This is a genomic window from Hypericibacter adhaerens, assembly GCF_008728835.1.
In the GTDB taxonomy this organism is placed as follows: Bacteria; Pseudomonadota; Alphaproteobacteria; order Dongiales; family Dongiaceae; genus Hypericibacter; species Hypericibacter adhaerens.
In genome coordinates this window covers 1741343-1757866 of sequence record NZ_CP042582.1, presented here as the reverse complement: position 1 = coordinate 1757866, position 16524 = coordinate 1741343, and the positions used below count along the sequence as shown (strand labels likewise).

The 16524-nt window shown below is 64.9% G+C and carries 2 protein-coding genes; both read right to left on the bottom strand.

Features of this window, described 5'->3' with window-relative positions; genetic code table 11:
* Nucleotides 1-295: 295 nt before the first annotated feature.
* Nucleotides 296-8116: a beta strand repeat-containing protein gene (locus FRZ61_RS07600; RefSeq protein ID WP_151116249.1), complete on the bottom strand. Its 7821-nt coding sequence runs from the start codon at nt 8114-8116 to the stop codon at nt 296-298.
* Nucleotides 8117-8644: 528 nt separating this feature from the next.
* The gene (locus FRZ61_RS07595; RefSeq protein ID WP_151116247.1) at nt 8645-16132 is read right to left on the bottom strand and encodes a beta strand repeat-containing protein; all 7488 of its coding nucleotides are present in this window, start codon (nt 16130-16132) and stop codon (nt 8645-8647) included.
* Between the last annotated feature and the right edge of the window lie 392 nt (nt 16133-16524).

Below are 16524 nucleotides of genomic sequence, written 5' to 3'. Positions count from 1 at the left end.
CCTATACATCCCGGTGATATTCACCGCACTTTGTTCATTTCGACTGTGGGTAACCCTTTGATCGATCAGCGCATAAATATTGGGTTCGCCTCAATCCCGCGAGGCCCGCGTCTTACCGATCCCTCATGAACAAGACGGTCGATTAATCAGGCGCAATCTCCGATCGGCGCTGTCGGGAGCGGCTCGGCAACCCCGAAATGGTCCCCAAACGAGACTGATTGCCGAAGAAAAAAGCGGGCGCCCCCAGACAGGGCGCCCGCCATGCAGTCGTGGTCAAAGGCCGTGTCTTGGCCGATCAGTTTGCCGTCGTGTTCACCGTGCTTTCGACCGCCACGTAGTTGCCCTGGTCGTCGGCGTAGATGTTGTAGTTCCCGCTGCCATAGACCGCCTGATCGGACAGCGTCACGTTCGAGGCCTGCAGCGTGAAGTGGTGGGTGGTGGTCGCATTGAGATTGAGCTGATCGCCGCTCTCGCCACGCACCACCAGGTCGATGGCGTTGCTGTTCCAGCTCTCGCCCGTCGTGCCGCCGAAGTCGAGAACGTCGGCAGCGTTGATCGTGACCGTATTGGCCGCGCCGCTGCGCATGTCGAGCATTTCGACGTTGCTGACCTGCTCATCGAAGGTCGTGAAGTTCTCGTTGCCGGTCACCTTCAGCGCATCATGGCCGTTGCCGCCGTCATAGTTGGCGTCGTGGTTGTTGAAGACGAGCTGATCGTCGCCATTGTCACCGAACAGCTGGTCGCCCGAGCTGCCGGCTCCGGTCAGCGTATCGTTGCCCTCGCCGCCATGCAGGGTGTCGTTGCCGCTGCCGCCATCGAGGCTGTCGTTGCCGGAGCCGCCGTCGAGCTGGTCGTTCTCGGCGTCGCCAGCCAGCGTGTCGTTGCCGGAGCCGCCGAACAACGTGTCGTTCTGATCGCCGCCCGACAAGCTGTCACTGCCGTCGCCGCCATCGAGGCTGTCCCGGCCATCGCCGCCGTAAAGCGTGTCGTTCTCGGTGCCTCCGAACAACGTGTCGTTGCCGTTGCCGCCGTAGAGCAGGTCGTTGTACTGGCCGCCGTCCAGCGAGTCGTTGCCGTTGTCGCCGTAGAGCGTATCCCCCTCGGTCCCGCCATAGAGCGTGTCGTTGCCGTTGTCGCCATGCAGCAGGTCGGACTGGCCGCCGCCATCGAGATTGTCGTTGCCTTCGCCGCCATTGAGCGTGTCGTTGCCGTCGCTGCCGAGCAGCAGGTCGTCGCCGCCTTCGCCATAGAGCAGGTCGGTGCCCACTTGGCCGAACAGCGTATCGTTGCCGTTGCCGCCGAAGAGCTGGTCGTTGTCGGCGCCGCCATCGAGGCTGTCGTTGCCGTTGCTGCCGAAGATGGTGTCGTTGCCCTCGTCGCCGAAGTAGGTGTCGTTGCCGTCGTCGTTCTTGCCTTCGAAGATGAGGTCATCGCCGGCACGGCCATGGCCGAAGTCGTTGCCGTCACCGCCCTGGAGGTTGTCGTTGCCGGTGCCGCCATCGAGCGTGTCGTTGCCGTCACCGCCCTTCAGCAGATCGTCGTCGATGTCGCCGACGAGGCTGTCGTTGCCGTCGTTGCCGAAGAGCGTGTCGTTGCCGTCGGCCCCGCCGTCGCCGATCAGCGTGTCGTCGCCGCCGCCGCCGTCGAGCGAGTCGGCCCCGTTGCCGCCCAGGATCACGTTGTTGAGGCTGTCGCCGGTGATCGTGTCATCGTAGTTCGAGCCCGTGACGTTCTCGAAGTTGCTGACCGTATCGCCCGCCGCATCGCCCAGCGTGCCCAGGGTGGTGCCGAGATTGACGACGATGCTGCTGCCCGCATGGGCATAGGTCAGCGTGTCGTCGCCGGCGTTGCCGCCGTCGAGACGATCCGCACCCGCGCCGCCCTCGATCTTGTCGTCGCCCTGGTCGCCGGTGATGTTGTCGTTGCCGTTGCCGCCGAAGATGGAGTCGTTGCCGGCGTCGCCCGAGATATGGTCGTTGCCGTTGCCGCCGTCGATCGTGTCGGCCTGGTCGTCGCCCTCGATGGTGTCGTCGCCCTCGCCGCCATTGATCAGATCGCTGCCCTCGTTGCCCGCAATGTGGTCGGCATCGCCGCCGCCGTCGATGGTGTCGGAGCCGGAGCCGCCCAGGATCGAGTCGACGCCGGTATCGCCATAGAGCTGATCGTTGCCGTTGCCGCCGAGGATCGTGTCCTGGTCGTCGCCGCCATGGACGGTGTCGTCGCCTTCGTCGCCATAGAGCGAGTCGTTGCCCTTGCCGCCGTAGATCAGATCGTTGCCGTTCTCCGCCAGGCCGTTGTCGCCGTGGATCGTGTCGTTGCCGTCGTTGCCCGCCAGCGTGTCGTTGCCGTTGTTGCCGAGGATGGTGTCCTCGCCGAGGCCGCCGTCGACGCTGTCGTTGCCGTTGCCGCCGAAGATCGTGTCCTGGTCGACATTGCCGTAGATGGTGTCGTTGCCGTTCTCGCCGAACAGCAGGTCGTTGCCGTCGAACAGAGTGGCGTCGCCGTCGATCGAGTCGTCGCCATCGCCGCCAAGGACGGTGTCGGCGCCGGCATTGCCGTAGATCGTGTCGTTGCCATTGCCGCCGAGCAGCGAGTCGTCGTTGTCGCCGCCGTCGATCGCGTCGTTGCCTTCGTCGCCGTAGATGGTGTCGTTGCCGTTGTCGCCCCACAGCAAGTCGTTGCCATTGTCGCCATGGACGCTGTCGTCGTTCTCGCCGCCATGGACCTTGTCGACGCCGTTGCCGCCGAAGATCGTGTCGTTGCCCCAGTCGCCGTTGATGGTGTCGTCGCCGTTGTCGCCGTAGAGCGAGTCGTTTCCGTTCCCGCCATTGAGGACGTCGTTGTCCTCGTTGCCGTGGATCGTGTCGTTGCCGAACCCGCCATAGATGGAGTCGTTGCCGTTGTCGCCGAACAGCGAATCTTCGCCATCGCCGCCGTAGATCGTGTCGTCGCCGGCGCCGCCATGGACATAGTCGTTGCCGTTGCCGGCATCGATCGAGTCGCTCGCGTCGACCGTCTCGCCGATCAGGCCGTCGTTGGCGCCCGGCGCATCGCCATAGATCGTGTCGTTGCCGTTGCCGCCGTAGATCGTGTCGCGGTCGTAGATGTAGTCGTTGCCGTTGCCGCCGTCGATAAGGCCGCCGCCGAGGATGGAGTCGTCGCCTTCGTCGCCCTGGATATAGTCGTTGCTGTAGATGCTGTCGTTACCGTCCCCGCCGAGGATGGAGTCGCCGACCAGCGTGTCATTGTTATCGCCGCCGCCGATGCCGTCCGCGTCGTTGATCTGGTCGTTGCCCGCGCCACCGGCGATCTGGCCGCCCAGAATGCTGTCGTCGCCACCCTCGCCAAAGAGCTGGTCGCCGTCGGAGATCGTGTCGTCGCCGTTGTCACCAAAGACGACGCCGCCATTGACCAGATCGGCGCTCAGTCCCGCATAGATGTGATCGGTGGAATAGATGTAGTCGCGGCCGTTTCCGCCGTGGATCGAATCGCCGACGATGCTGTCCTCGCCATCCGCCACGATGGAGTCCGCGTCGTAGATCGAGTCGTCGCCGTTGTCGCCCGAGATGCTGCTGCCCAGGATCACGTCATTGCCGGCGCCGCCGTAGATCGTATCGCTGTCGTCGATCCCGTCGTTGCCGTTGCCGCCCTCGATCGAACCGCCCAGGATCGAGTCATTGCCGTTCTCGCCGTAGATCGTATCGTGGTCGGAGATGCTGTCGTCGCCATCGCCGCCATTCAGCAGGCCGCCGATGATGTCGTCGTTGCCGTTCCCGCCGTAGATCGAGTCGGCGCCGTTCATATGGTCGTTGCCGTTGCCGCCAAAGATCGAATCGCCGACCAGGTCGTCAGTGCCGTCGCCGCCCGAGATCGTGTCCTGGCCGACCAGCTTGTCGTTGCCGTTGTCGCCGAAGATCGAGTCGCCGAGGATCGAGTCATCGCCGTTGTCGCCGGTGATGGTGTCGCCCGCGTAGACGCTGTCATTGCCTTCGCCGCCGCTGATGACGCCGCCGAGGATGATGTCGTCGCCGTCGCCGCCGCCGATGGTGTCGTGGCTCTCGACGCTGTCGTCGTCCTCGTTGCCCTCGATATGGTTGCCGGCGATCGTGTCGTCGCCCTCGCCACCCCAAATATGGTCATAGCCATAGATGGTGTCGTAGCCCTCGCCGCCATAGAGGCCGCCGCCGAAGATGGTGTCGGCATCGTCGCCGCCCAGGATCGTGTCGCCGCCGTTCAGATGATCGTCGCCGTTGGCGCCATAGACGTCGTCGCCGGCGATCGTGTCGCCGCCTTCGCCGCCAAGGATCGAGTCCCGGCTGTTGACATAGTCGTTGCCGTTCCCGCCATCGAGCCGGCCGCCATAGATATGGTCGTTGCCGTCGCCGCCGTCGATCGTGTCGTAACCGGTGAGATAATCGATGCCGTTGTCGCCGAAGATGCTGTCGCCGGCGATCGTGTCGTTGCCGCTGCCGCCGTCGATGCTGTCGTTGGCCCAGACGGTGTCGTTGCCTTCGTTCCCGTGGATCACGCCGCCGAGGATATTGTCCTCGCCGTTGTCGCCGGTGATGTGATCGCTGCTGACGATGCTGTCGTTGTCGTTGTTGCCGTTGATGGCGTTGCCGGTGATCCGGTCGTCGCCGTTGCCGCCACTGATGTCGTCGTGCGCATAGATGTCATCGTCACCATTGCCGCCGTAGACGAGCCCGCCGCTGATGGTGTCGTCACCCTCGTCGCCCGAGATATTGTCGTGGGTGTCGATGGAGTCGTTGCCGTTGTCGCCCTGGACCGTGTCGCCCAGGATGCTGTCGTCGCCGTTGCCGCCGGAGATGCAGTCGCCGGCGTCGATCGTGTCGTCGCCGTTCCCGCCGAGGATCAGGCCGCCATAGATGGTGTCGTCGCCGTCGTCGCCGGTGATGCGATCGTCGCTGCAGATCAGGTCGTTGCCGTCGCCGCCATAGATGACGTTGCCCTGGATGGTGTCCTGGCCTTCGCCGCCCGTGATGCGGTCGCCGGCATGGATCGTGTCGTCGCCCTTGTTGCCCAGGATGTTGCCGCCCAGGATGGTGTCGTTGCCGGCACCGCCCGAGATGTAGTCGTGGGTGCTGATCCGGTCGTCGCCGGTGTAGCCGTCGATCGAATCGCCCTGGATCGTGTCGTCGCCGTTGTCGCCGGTGATGCAGTCGCCCGCGTCGATCGTGTCGTCGCCGCCGCCGCCGTTGATGAAGCCGCCGAAGATCGTGTCGTCGCCGTTGCCGCCCGCAATATCGTCGGCGCTGCAGATCAGGTCGTCGCCGTCATCGGCCGAGACGAGGCCATAGCTGTCGCCGTAGATGGCGTCGCCGCCGATGGTGTCGTTTCCGCTTCCGCCCGAGATGTTGTCGCCGGCGTGGATCGTGTCGTCGTTCAGGTCGCCCTGGATCTTGCCGCCGAAGATGTTGTCCTCGCCGTCGCCGCCGCTGATGTCGTCGTGGCTGCTGATCCGGTCGTCGCCGTTCTGGCCGCGGACGGTGTCGCCGCTGATCGTGTCGTCGCCGTTGTCGCCCGCGATGCAGTCGCCGGCATCGATCGTGTCGTCGCCGTTGCCCCCGGCGATGTAGCCGCCCTGGATGGTGTCGTCGCCGTTGCCGCCCGCGATGACGTCGCTGGCGCAGATCAGGTCGTTGCCGTTGTCGCCGGTGATGGTGTCGCCGACGATGCTGTCGTCGCCGTCGCCGCCACGGATCGTGTCGCCGGCATGGATCGTGTCGTTGCCGACGCCGCCGGTGATCTTGCCGCCGAAGATCTTGTCGTCGCCGCTGTCGCCGTAGATCGTGTCGTGGCTGTCGATGCTGTCGTCGCCGTATTCGCCGGCCAGCTTGTTGCCGAGGACCGTGTCGTCGCCGTTGCCGGCCGACACATAGTCGCCGGCATAGATCGTGTCGTCGCCGCTCTCGCCGTAGATGAAGCCGCCGAAGATCTTGTCGTCGCCGTCGCCGCCATAGGCCGTGTCGTGGCTGGAGATGTAGTCGTCGCCCTCGCCGCCGTAGATGGCGTCGCCCTCGATCAGGTCGTTGCCGCGGCCGCCGCTCATATAGTCGCCGGCATAGACCGTGTCGTTGCCGTCGCCGCCGTCGATCTGGCCGCCGAAGATCTTGTCCTGGCCGTCCTCGCCGTAGATGTAGTCGTGGCTCTCGATGTAGTCGTTGCCGTCGTTGCCCGCGATGAGGTTGCCGATCAGCTTGTCGTTGCCTTTGCCGCCGTAGATGTCCTCGCCGGCATAGATCGTGTCGTCGCCCTTCTCGCCGAAGATCGAATCGCCGACGATCGAATCGTCGCCGTCCTCGCCGTAGATGTCGTCGTAGTTGACGAGATAGTCGTTGCCCGCGCCGCCGACGACCTTGCCGCCCACGATATAGTCGTTGCCGGTGCCGCCGTAGATGCAGTCGCTGTCGTAGATGGTGTCGTTGCCGGAATCGCCCTCGACCACGCCGCCGAGGATCCCGTCGTTGCCGGCGCCGCCGACGATCTTGTCGTCGTCCGAGATGTAGTCGTCGCCCTTGCCGCCGAAGATGGCGCTGCCGATCAGCTCGTCGCTGCCGTTCTCGCCGAAGATCTTGTCTTCGTCCTGGATGTAGTCGTCGCCGTTGCCGCCGTCGATATAGCCGCCGAGCACCACGTCCTTGCCGTTGCCGCCCGTGATGGAATCGTCGGCATAGATGGTGTCGTCGCCGGAACCCTCGGCCAGCGTGATGTCGGCGAACGCCACCGACTCCTCGAAGTCCTCGCAGTCGCACGGATCGAGATAGGCGACCAGCTTCTCGGCGCCGCTGACGCCTCCCTTGTCGCCGAAGATCACGTCGCCGATGATCTTGTCGTCGCCGTCCCCGCCCGAGATCGTGTCTTGCGCGAAGAACAGGTCGTCGCCAGGGCCGCCCACCATCTTGTCGCCCAGGATGGTGTCGTCGCCGGCGTCGCCCCAGATCCGGTCGTTCCCGTCGAAGACATCGTCCCCGAGGCCGCCGAACATCTTGTCGCCCACCAGCAGGTCCCGGCCCTTGCCGCCGAGGATCTTGTCGTCGCCGTGCAGCGTGTCGTCGCCGTTGGCACCGAGCAGCTTGTCGCCGTGGATGATGTCGTTGCCGTCCCCGCCCACCAGCGAATCGTCGCCGCCCAGGGAATCGTCGCCGTTCGAGCCGATCAGGTGGTCGCCGATGATGGTGTCGTTGCCCGCATCGCCCACCAGCGTGTCGTTGCTGCCCGCGAAGAAGAAGCTGTCGCCGCCGTTGCCGCCCTTGGCCGCGAACAGGCTGTCGCAGGTCCCGTCGCCGACCAGCTTGTCGTTGCCGGCGCCGCCCGAGACGATGTCGTTCAGCGCGCCGCCATAGATGGCGTCGTTGCCCTCGTCGCCGAAGAACCCGTGGTTCGGGTCGTAGAGGATCTCGTCGGCCTCGGTCTTGTTCGACGGCAGCCAGACGTGATCGTCGCCCTCGAGGGCGTGATAGAAGCAGTCCTCGTCATAGAACACGCCGACCGCGCCCGTGACGGAATCGAAGTCCACGCAGTCGTTGTTCGGCGTGAACAGGCAGTTGTGGAAATCGAGCTTGTCGATCGGGCCGGTCAGGGGCTCCGGCACGCCGTAGAGCAGCGAGGTCGGGCCGATCGGGCCGTTGTCGAACAGGCCGGCGAGCAGGCCCGCCAGGCCGAAGGGAGTGAGGAAGTGGCCGGTATTGGCCGCACCTGTGCCCGCCTGCGCGCCGCCGGCCGCGGTCGGCAGCTCGCCGACGCCCAGCGCCGCCAGGAACTCGTCCATGGTCATGCCGACCAGGAGCACGTGACCACCGTCGGGGGTGGTGATCTCGATGCCCTCGGGGGTCTCCGTCACTTCCGACTTGGCGATGTCGAAATCGAGCTTCAGCTGCTCGTCGGCCGCGACCTCCACCTTCACCGTCTCGCCGGCCGCCGGCTCGTTCACCTCGACCACCTTGGCCGCCGCCAGCTGCACCTCGCCCGGCTGCACCGCCGCGGGGGCTGCGGGCGCCGGGCCGGCGCCCGCAGCCGCTTCCGGTGCCGCCGGCGCGCCCGTGTGACCGTCGCTGCCGATACCCGCCGTGATGGGAGTGGTGCTGTCCGTCGCCATGATCTGCCCCCGAATAGGTCGATCGGCACCCCTCATGAGTGCCGAAATCCCGCGGAGTCTTGCCGCGGGCACGGCGGAAACATTAGCTATTTTTTAAGTAAATTGGATTGGATTCCTAGGGTGACCGATACATCAGGATGTGATTAACTGACTTTTAATCAAGCCGCCTCCGACTAAGGCCTTGGAAATATGGATCCGGACCAACGTATTTTCGGCAAAATCTGCAGTGGTTCGCCGAGCCGATAACTATCTAATACTTAATGACATTCTCGTGTTCATGGCGGTCCGGTCAGAGACCGGAAGAGGTTTTCGCGCTCGCCCTGCCCTGCGCCCGCGACCGTTGAGCGCGAGGGAGCCGCCTTCAGGCGGCATGGTTATAGGGAGCGTGATGTCTTCGGCGCGCGACGCGTCGTCGCCTCTCCGTCCCGTCAGGCGGATGTCACGGCTCGAGCGATCCCCGAAGTCCCAAAGGAAAAGCGGACGCCCCAGACAGGGCGCCCGCCATCGAAAGCCGCGAGGAAGGCGGGATCAGGCGCTGACGTCGAGATCCTGCTTGATCGCGATGAAGCTGTCGGCGTTGTAGGCGCCGGCGCTGCTGTAGTTGCCGCCACCGTTGTAGTAGCCCCACACCTCGTAGGTCACGCCGTCCACCACGGTGGTGACACCGGTGTTGTGATAGCCGGTATCGCTGCTGCTGGTGCTCAGGTTGCCGAGATGCACCTCGTCGTCGGAGCCGCCGCCGGTATCGCCCTTGACGAAGACCTGCAGGCTCCAGCTCTGCGACAGGAACGACGCCGTGGCCGTGTTGTTGGTGTCGTTATGCAGATCCAGCACGTCCGACAGGCTGAGATAGAGCGCGTCGTTGTCCTGCGTGCCGTCCGTCATATCGATCGTCTCGATGCTCGAGGTACGGCTCGCGTCGAGATCGAAGGTGCCGTTGGTGGCGATCAGCAGGGTGTCGAGGCCGTTGCCGCCATTGTGGTAGTCGCTGTCGCTGGCCGCGACCAGACGGTCGTTGCCCTCGCCGCCGTTGAGCGTGTCGGAGCCGCCCGAGCTGCTGCCGCCATAGAGGGTGTCGTCGCCCTCGCCGCCGAACAGCAGATCCAGACCGTCGCCGCCGTCGAGGCTGTCAGCACCGTTGCCGCCGTCGAGGCTGTCGTTGCTGTCCCCGCCATAGAGCGTGTCGTTGCCCTCGCCGCCGAACAACGTGTCGCGGCCGTTGCCGCCATAGAGCCAGTCGTTGTCGATGCCGCCGTCGAGGCTGTCGTTGCCCTCGCCGCCATACATCGTGTCGTTGCCTTCGTCGCCGAAGTAGGTGTCGTTACCGCTGTCGCTCTTCCCTTCGAAGAAGTAGTCGTTGCCGGCGCGGCCATGGCCGAAGTCGTTGCCGTCGCCGCCATAGAGCGAGTCGTTGCCGGTGCCGCCATCCATCGTGTCGTTGCCATCGCCGCCCTTCAGCAGGTCGTCGTCAATGTCGCCGACGAGACTGTCGTTGCCGGTATTGCCGAAGAGCGTGTCGTTGCCGTCGGCCCCGCCGTCGCCGATCAGCGTGTCGTCGCCGCCGCCGCCATCCAGCGAGTCGGCCCCGTTGCCGCCCAGGATCACGTTGTTGAGGCTGTCGCCGGTGATCGTGTCGTCGTAGTTCGAGCCCGTGACGTTCTCGAAGTTGCTGACCGTATCGCCCGCCGCGTCGCCCAGCGTGCCCAGGCCGGTGGCCAGGCTGACGGCGATGCCGCCGCCCGCATGGGCATAGCTCAGCGTGTCGTCGCCCGCATTGCCGCCATCCAGACGATCCGCACCCGCGCCGCCCTCGATCTTGTCGTCGCCCTGGTCGCCCGTGATGTTGTCGTTGCCGTCGCCCCCGAAGATCGAGTCGTTGCCGGCATCGCCCGAGATATGGTCGCTGCCGTTGCCGCCGTCGATCGTGTCGGCCTGGTCGTCGCCCTCGATGGTGTCGTCGCCCTCGCCGCCATTGATCAGATCGCTGCCCTCGTTGCCCGCAATGTGGTCGGCATCGCCGCCGCCGTCGATGGTGTCGGAGCCGGAGCCGCCCAGGATCGAGTCGACGCCGGTATCGCCATAGAGCTGATCGTTGCCGTTGCCGCCGAGGATCGTGTCCTGGTCGTCGCCGCCATGGACGGTGTCGTCGCCTTCGTCGCCATAGAGCGAGTCGTTGCCCTTGCCGCCGTAGATCAGATCGTTGCCGTTCTCCGCCAGGCCGTTGTCGCCGTGGATCGTGTCGTTGCCGTCGTTGCCCGCCAGCGTGTCGTTGCCGTTGTTGCCGAGGATGGTGTCCTCGCCGAGGCCGCCGTCGACGCTGTCGTTGCCGTTGCCGCCGAAGATCGTGTCCTGGTCGACATTGCCGTAGATGGTGTCGTTGCCGTTCTCGCCGAACAGCAGGTCGTTGCCGTCGAACAGAGTGGCGTCGCCGTCGATCGAGTCGTCGCCATCGCCGCCAAGGACGGTGTCGGCGCCGGCATTGCCGTAGATCGTGTCGTTGCCATTGCCGCCGAGCAGCGAGTCGTCGTTGTCGCCGCCGTCGATCGCGTCGTTGCCTTCGTCGCCGTAGATGGTGTCGTTGCCGTTGTCGCCCCACAGCAAGTCGTTGCCATTGTCGCCATGGACGCTGTCGTCGTTCTCGCCGCCATGGACCTTGTCGACGCCGTTGCCGCCGAAGATCGTGTCGTTGCCCCAGTCGCCGTTGATGGTGTCGTCGCCGTTGTCGCCGTAGAGCGAGTCGTTTCCGTTCCCGCCATTGAGGACGTCGTTGTCCTCGTTGCCGTGGATCGTGTCGTTGCCGAACCCGCCATAGATGGAGTCGTTGCCGTTGTCGCCGAACAGCGAATCTTCGCCATCGCCGCCGTAGATCGTGTCGTCGCCGGCGCCGCCATGGACATAGTCGTTGCCGTTGCCGGCATCGATCGAGTCGCTCGCGTCGACCGTCTCGCCGATCAGGCCGTCGTTGGCGCCCGGCGCATCGCCATAGATCGTGTCGTTGCCGTTGCCGCCGTAGATCGTGTCGCGGTCGTAGATGTAGTCGTTGCCGTTGCCGCCATCAATGTGGCCGCCGCCGACGATGCTGTCGTCGCCGTCGCCGCCCTCGATCCAGTCGCCGCTGTAGATGCTGTCGTTGCCGTCGTCGCCGAAGATGGAGTCGCCGACCAGCGTATCGTTGCCATTGCCGCCGACCATATAGTCATAGTCGTTGATAGCGTCGTTGCCCGCGCCGCCGGCGATCTGGCCGCCGAGCATCGAGTCGTCACCATCCTCGCCATACATATTGTCGCCGTCATAAATCGTGTCGTCGCCGGCGTCGCCGAAGATCACGCCGCCATTGACCACGTCTGCGGCCGCCCCCGCGTAGAGCCCGTCGTTGGCGTAGATATAGTCTCGTCCGTTACCACCATGGATAGAGTCGCCGACGATGGAATCTTCGCCGTCGGCCACGATGTAGTCGGAGTCGTAGATCGAGTCGTCGCCGTTGCCGCCATCGATATTGCTGCCGATGATGACGTCGTTACCGGCACCGCCATAGATGGTGTCACCATCATCGATCTGATCGTTACCCTCGCCGCCCGAGATCGAGCTGCCAAGCAGGTAGTCGTCACCGGAGCCACCTTCGATGGAGTCGCGGTCACTGATGCTGTCGTTGCCGGCGCCACCGTCGATCACGCCACCATTCACGGTGTCGTTGTCTTCGTAGGTGTAGATCAGGTCGCTGCCGACGATCTTGTCGTCGCCGTCATCACCGAAGATCGAATCGCCCACGACGCTGTCGGCACCATCGGTCTGGATGTAGTCCTGATCGGTGATGGTATCGTCGCCGGCGTCGCCGTGGATAAAGCTGCCGACGACCGTGTCGGCGCCTGCATCGCCATAGACCGTGTCGTTGTCGGTGATGTCGTCGTTGCCGTTGCCGCCGGAAATCGAGCTGCCGAGGATCGTGTCATCGCCGGCCCCGCCGAAGAGCGAGTCGTTGTCGGTGATGCAATCGTCGCCGTTGCCGCCGGCGAGAATGCCGCCATTGAGGCTGTCATTGCCGTCGTTGCCATAGATCGTGTCCTGGCCGAACAGCTTGTCGTCACCCTCGCCGCCGAAGATCGAGTCGCCGGTGACGATGTCGTTGCCGGAGCCGCCGCTGATATAGTCACGACCGGTCAGCTTGTCGTCGCCGTTGTCGCCGAAGATCGAGTCGCCGAGGATCGTGTCCTCACCCTTGCCGCCATAGATATTGTCGCCGGCATCGACCGTGTCGTCGCCGTTGCCGCCGGAAATGACGCCACCGAGGATCGTGTCGTTGCCGTCGTTCCCGAAGATGTCGTCACCGCTGTTGATGTAGTCGTTGCCGTCGCCGCCGCGGATTTCATTGCCGGCGATGGTGTCGTCGCCGTTGCCGCCCGAGATGCAGTCGCCAGCGTAGACCTGGTCGTCGCCGTCGTTGCCCTCGATCAATCCGCCGGAGATCGTGTCGTTGCCCTGGTTACCCTCGATGCGATCATCGCTGCAGATCAGGTCGTCGCCATTTTGCCCGTAGATGCCGTCGCCCTGGATCGTGTCGTTGCCGGAGCCGCCGGAGATATCGTCGCCGGCATGGATCGTGTCGTTGCCCGCGTCACCGAAGATCCAGCCGCCGGAGATGGTGTCCTCGCCATTGTCGCCGGTGATGTCGTCGCTGCTGCAGACGACATCGTTGCCGGCGCCGCCGGAGATGTTATTGCCGCTGATGACGTCGTCGCCATTGCCGCCCGAGATGCAGTCGCCGGCGTTGATGGTGTCTTCGCCATCGTCGCCGTAGATGTCGCCGCCGGAGATCGAGTCGTTGCCGTCATCGCCCTCGATGTGGTCCGCGCTGCAGATCAGGTCGTTGCCTTTGTTGCCTTCGATGGTGTCGCCCCAGATATGGTCGTTTCCAGCGCCCCCCGAGATGCGGTCTCCGGCATGGATCGTGTCGTCGCCGTTGCCGCCCGAGATGAAGCCACCAAAGATGCTGTCGTCGCCATTGTCGCCAGAAATGTCGTCGTCGCTGTGGATGCGGTCGTTGCCGCTGTCGCCATAGATGCTGTTGCCGGTGATGTCGTCGACACCATTGCCGCCCGAGATGCAGTCGCCGGCATCGATGGTGTCGTTGCCGGAACCGCCGGAGATATAGCCGCCATAGATGTCGTCGCGGCCGTCATCACCTTCGATGTGGTCGGCGCTGCAAATCAGGTCGTTGCCCTCGCCGCCGTAGATGGCGTCGCCGCCGATGGTGTCGTTTCCGCTTCCGCCCGAGATGTTGTCGCCGGCGTGGATCGTGTCGTCGTTCAGGTCGCCCTGGATCTTGCCGCCGAAGATGTTGTCCTCGCCGTCGCCGCCGCTGATGTCGTCGTGGCTGCTGATCCGGTCGTCGCCGTTCTGGCCGCGGACGGTGTCGCCGCTGATCGTGTCGTCGCCGTTGTCGCCCGCGATGCAGTCGCCGGCATCGATCGTGTCGTCGCCGTTGCCCCCGGCGATGTAGCCGCCCTGGATGGTGTCGTCGCCGTTGCCGCCCGCGATGACGTCGCTGGCGCAGATCAGGTCGTTGCCGTTGTCGCCGGTGATGGTGTCGCCGACGATGCTGTCGTCGCCGTCGCCGCCACGGATCGTGTCGCCGGCATGGATCGTGTCGTTGCCGACGCCGCCGGTGATCTTGCCGCCGAAGATCTTGTCGTCGCCGCTGTCGCCGTAGATCGTGTCGTGGCTGTCGATGCTGTCGTCGCCGTATTCGCCGGCCAGCTTGTTGCCGAGGACCGTGTCGTCGCCGTTGCCGGCCGACACATAGTCGCCGGCATAGATCGTGTCGTCGCCGCTCTCGCCGTAGATGAAGCCGCCGAAGATCTTGTCGTCGCCGTCGCCGCCATAGGCCGTGTCGTGGCTGGAGATGTAGTCGTCGCCCTCGCCGCCGTAGATGGCGTCGCCCTCGATCAGGTCGTTGCCGCGGCCGCCGCTCATATAGTCGCCGGCATAGACCGTGTCGTTGCCGTCGCCGCCGTCGATCTGGCCGCCGAAGATCTTGTCCTGGCCGTCCTCGCCGTAGATGTAGTCGTGGCTCTCGATGTAGTCGTTGCCGTCGTTGCCCGCGATGAGGTTGCCGATCAGCTTGTCGTTGCCTTTGCCGCCGTAGATGTCCTCGCCGGCATAGATCGTGTCGTCGCCCTTCTCGCCGAAGATCGAATCGCCGACGATCGAATCGTCGCCGTCCTCGCCGTAGATGTCGTCGTAGTTGACGAGATAGTCGTTGCCCGCGCCGCCGACGACCTTGCCGCCCACGATATAGTCGTTGCCGGTGCCGCCGTAGATGCAGTCGCTGTCGTAGATGGTGTCGTTGCCGGAATCGCCCTCGACCACGCCGCCGAGGATCCCGTCGTTGCCGGCGCCGCCGACGATCTTGTCGTCGTCCGAGATGTAGTCGTCGCCCTTGCCGCCGAAGATGGCGCTGCCGATCAGCTCGTCGCTGCCGTTCTCGCCGAAGATCTTGTCTTCGTCCTGGATGTAGTCGTCGCCGTTGCCGCCGTCGATATAGCCGCCGAGCACCACGTCCTTGCCGTTGCCGCCCGTGATGGAATCGTCGGCATAGATGGTGTCGTCGCCGGAACCCTCGGCCAGCGTGATGTCGGCGAACGCCACCGACTCCTCGAAGTCCTCGCAGTCGCACGGATCGAGATAGGCGACCAGCTTCTCGGCGCCGCTGACGCCTCCCTTGTCGCCGAAGATCACGTCGCCGATGATCTTGTCGTCGCCGTCCCCGCCCGAGATCGTGTCTTGCGCGAAGAACAGGTCGTCGCCAGGGCCGCCCACCATCTTGTCGCCCAGGATGGTGTCGTCGCCGGCGTCGCCCCAGATCCGGTCGTTCCCGTCGAAGACATCGTCCCCGAGGCCGCCGAACATCTTGTCGCCCACCAGCAGGTCCCGGCCCTTGCCGCCGAGGATCTTGTCGTCGCCGTGCAGCGTGTCGTCGCCGTTGGCACCGAGCAGCTTGTCGCCGTGGATGATGTCGTTGCCGTCCCCGCCCACCAGCGAATCGTCGCCGCCCAGGGAATCGTCGCCGTTCGAGCCGATCAGGTGGTCGCCGATGATGGTGTCGTTGCCCGCATCGCCCACCAGCGTGTCGTTGCTGCCCGCGAAGAAGAAGCTGTCGCCGCCGTTGCCGCCCTTGGCCGCGAACAGGCTGTCGCAGGTCCCGTCGCCGACCAGCTTGTCGTTGCCGGCGCCGCCCGAGACGATGTCGTTCAGCGCGCCGCCATAGATGGCGTCGTTGCCCTCGTCGCCGAAGAACCCGTGGTTCGGGTCGTAGAGGATCTCGTCGGCCTCGGTCTTGTTCGACGGCAGCCAGACGTGATCGTCGCCCTCGAGGGCGTGATAGAAGCAGTCCTCGTCATAGAACACGCCGACCGCGCCCGTGACGGAATCGAAGTCCACGCAGTCGTTGTTCGGCGTGAACAGGCAGTTGTGGAAATCGAGCTTGTCGATCGGGCCGGTCAGGGGCTCCGGCACGCCGTAGAGCAGCGAGGTCGGGCCGATCGGGCCGTTGTCGAACAGGCCGGCGAGCAGGCCCGCCAGGCCGAAGGGAGTGAGGAAGTGGCCGGTATTGGCCGCACCTGTGCCCGCCTGCGCGCCGCCGGCCGCGGTCGGCAGCTCGCCGACGCCCAGCGCCGCCAGGAACTCGTCCATGGTCATGCCGACCAGGAGCACGTGACCACCGTCGGGGGTGGTGATCTCGATGCCCTCGGGGGTCTCCGTCACTTCCGACTTGGCGATGTCGAAATCGAGCTTCAGCTGCTCGTCGGCCGCGACCTCCACCTTCACCGTCTCGCCGGCCGCCGGCTCGTTCACCTCGACCACCTTGGCCGCCGCCAGCTGCACCTCGCCCGGCTGCACCGCCGCGGGGGCTGCGGGCGCCGGGCCGGCGCCCGCAGCCGCTTCCGGTGCCGCCGGCGCGCCCGTGTGACCGTCGCTGCCGATACCCGCCGTGATGGGAGTGGTGCTGTCCGTCGCCATGATCTGCCCCCGAATAGGTCGATCGGCACCCCTCATGAGTGCCGAAATCCCGCGGAGTCTTGCCGCGGGCACGGCGGAAACATTAGCTATTTTTTAAGTAAATTGGATTGGATTCCCGCCCAAACCAATACATCATAGTGTGATTAACTGCTTTTTAAACGTGGGCTTTCCCCTAAGCTGCTGAAAACTAGATCGATATCGCTCGCATTTTCGGCGATCTCGCGGCGCCGCCCCATCCGACAACTCACCAATCCTTCACGAAATTCCAGAATTCATGAAGACGCGGTCATGGACGGGCGGCGGGCGGAAGGGGACGTCCTGCGCTTCCCCCTTGCCCTTGCATCCGGGCTCATTGAGCTCGGAAGGCGGACTGCAGGCCTGCACTCATATCA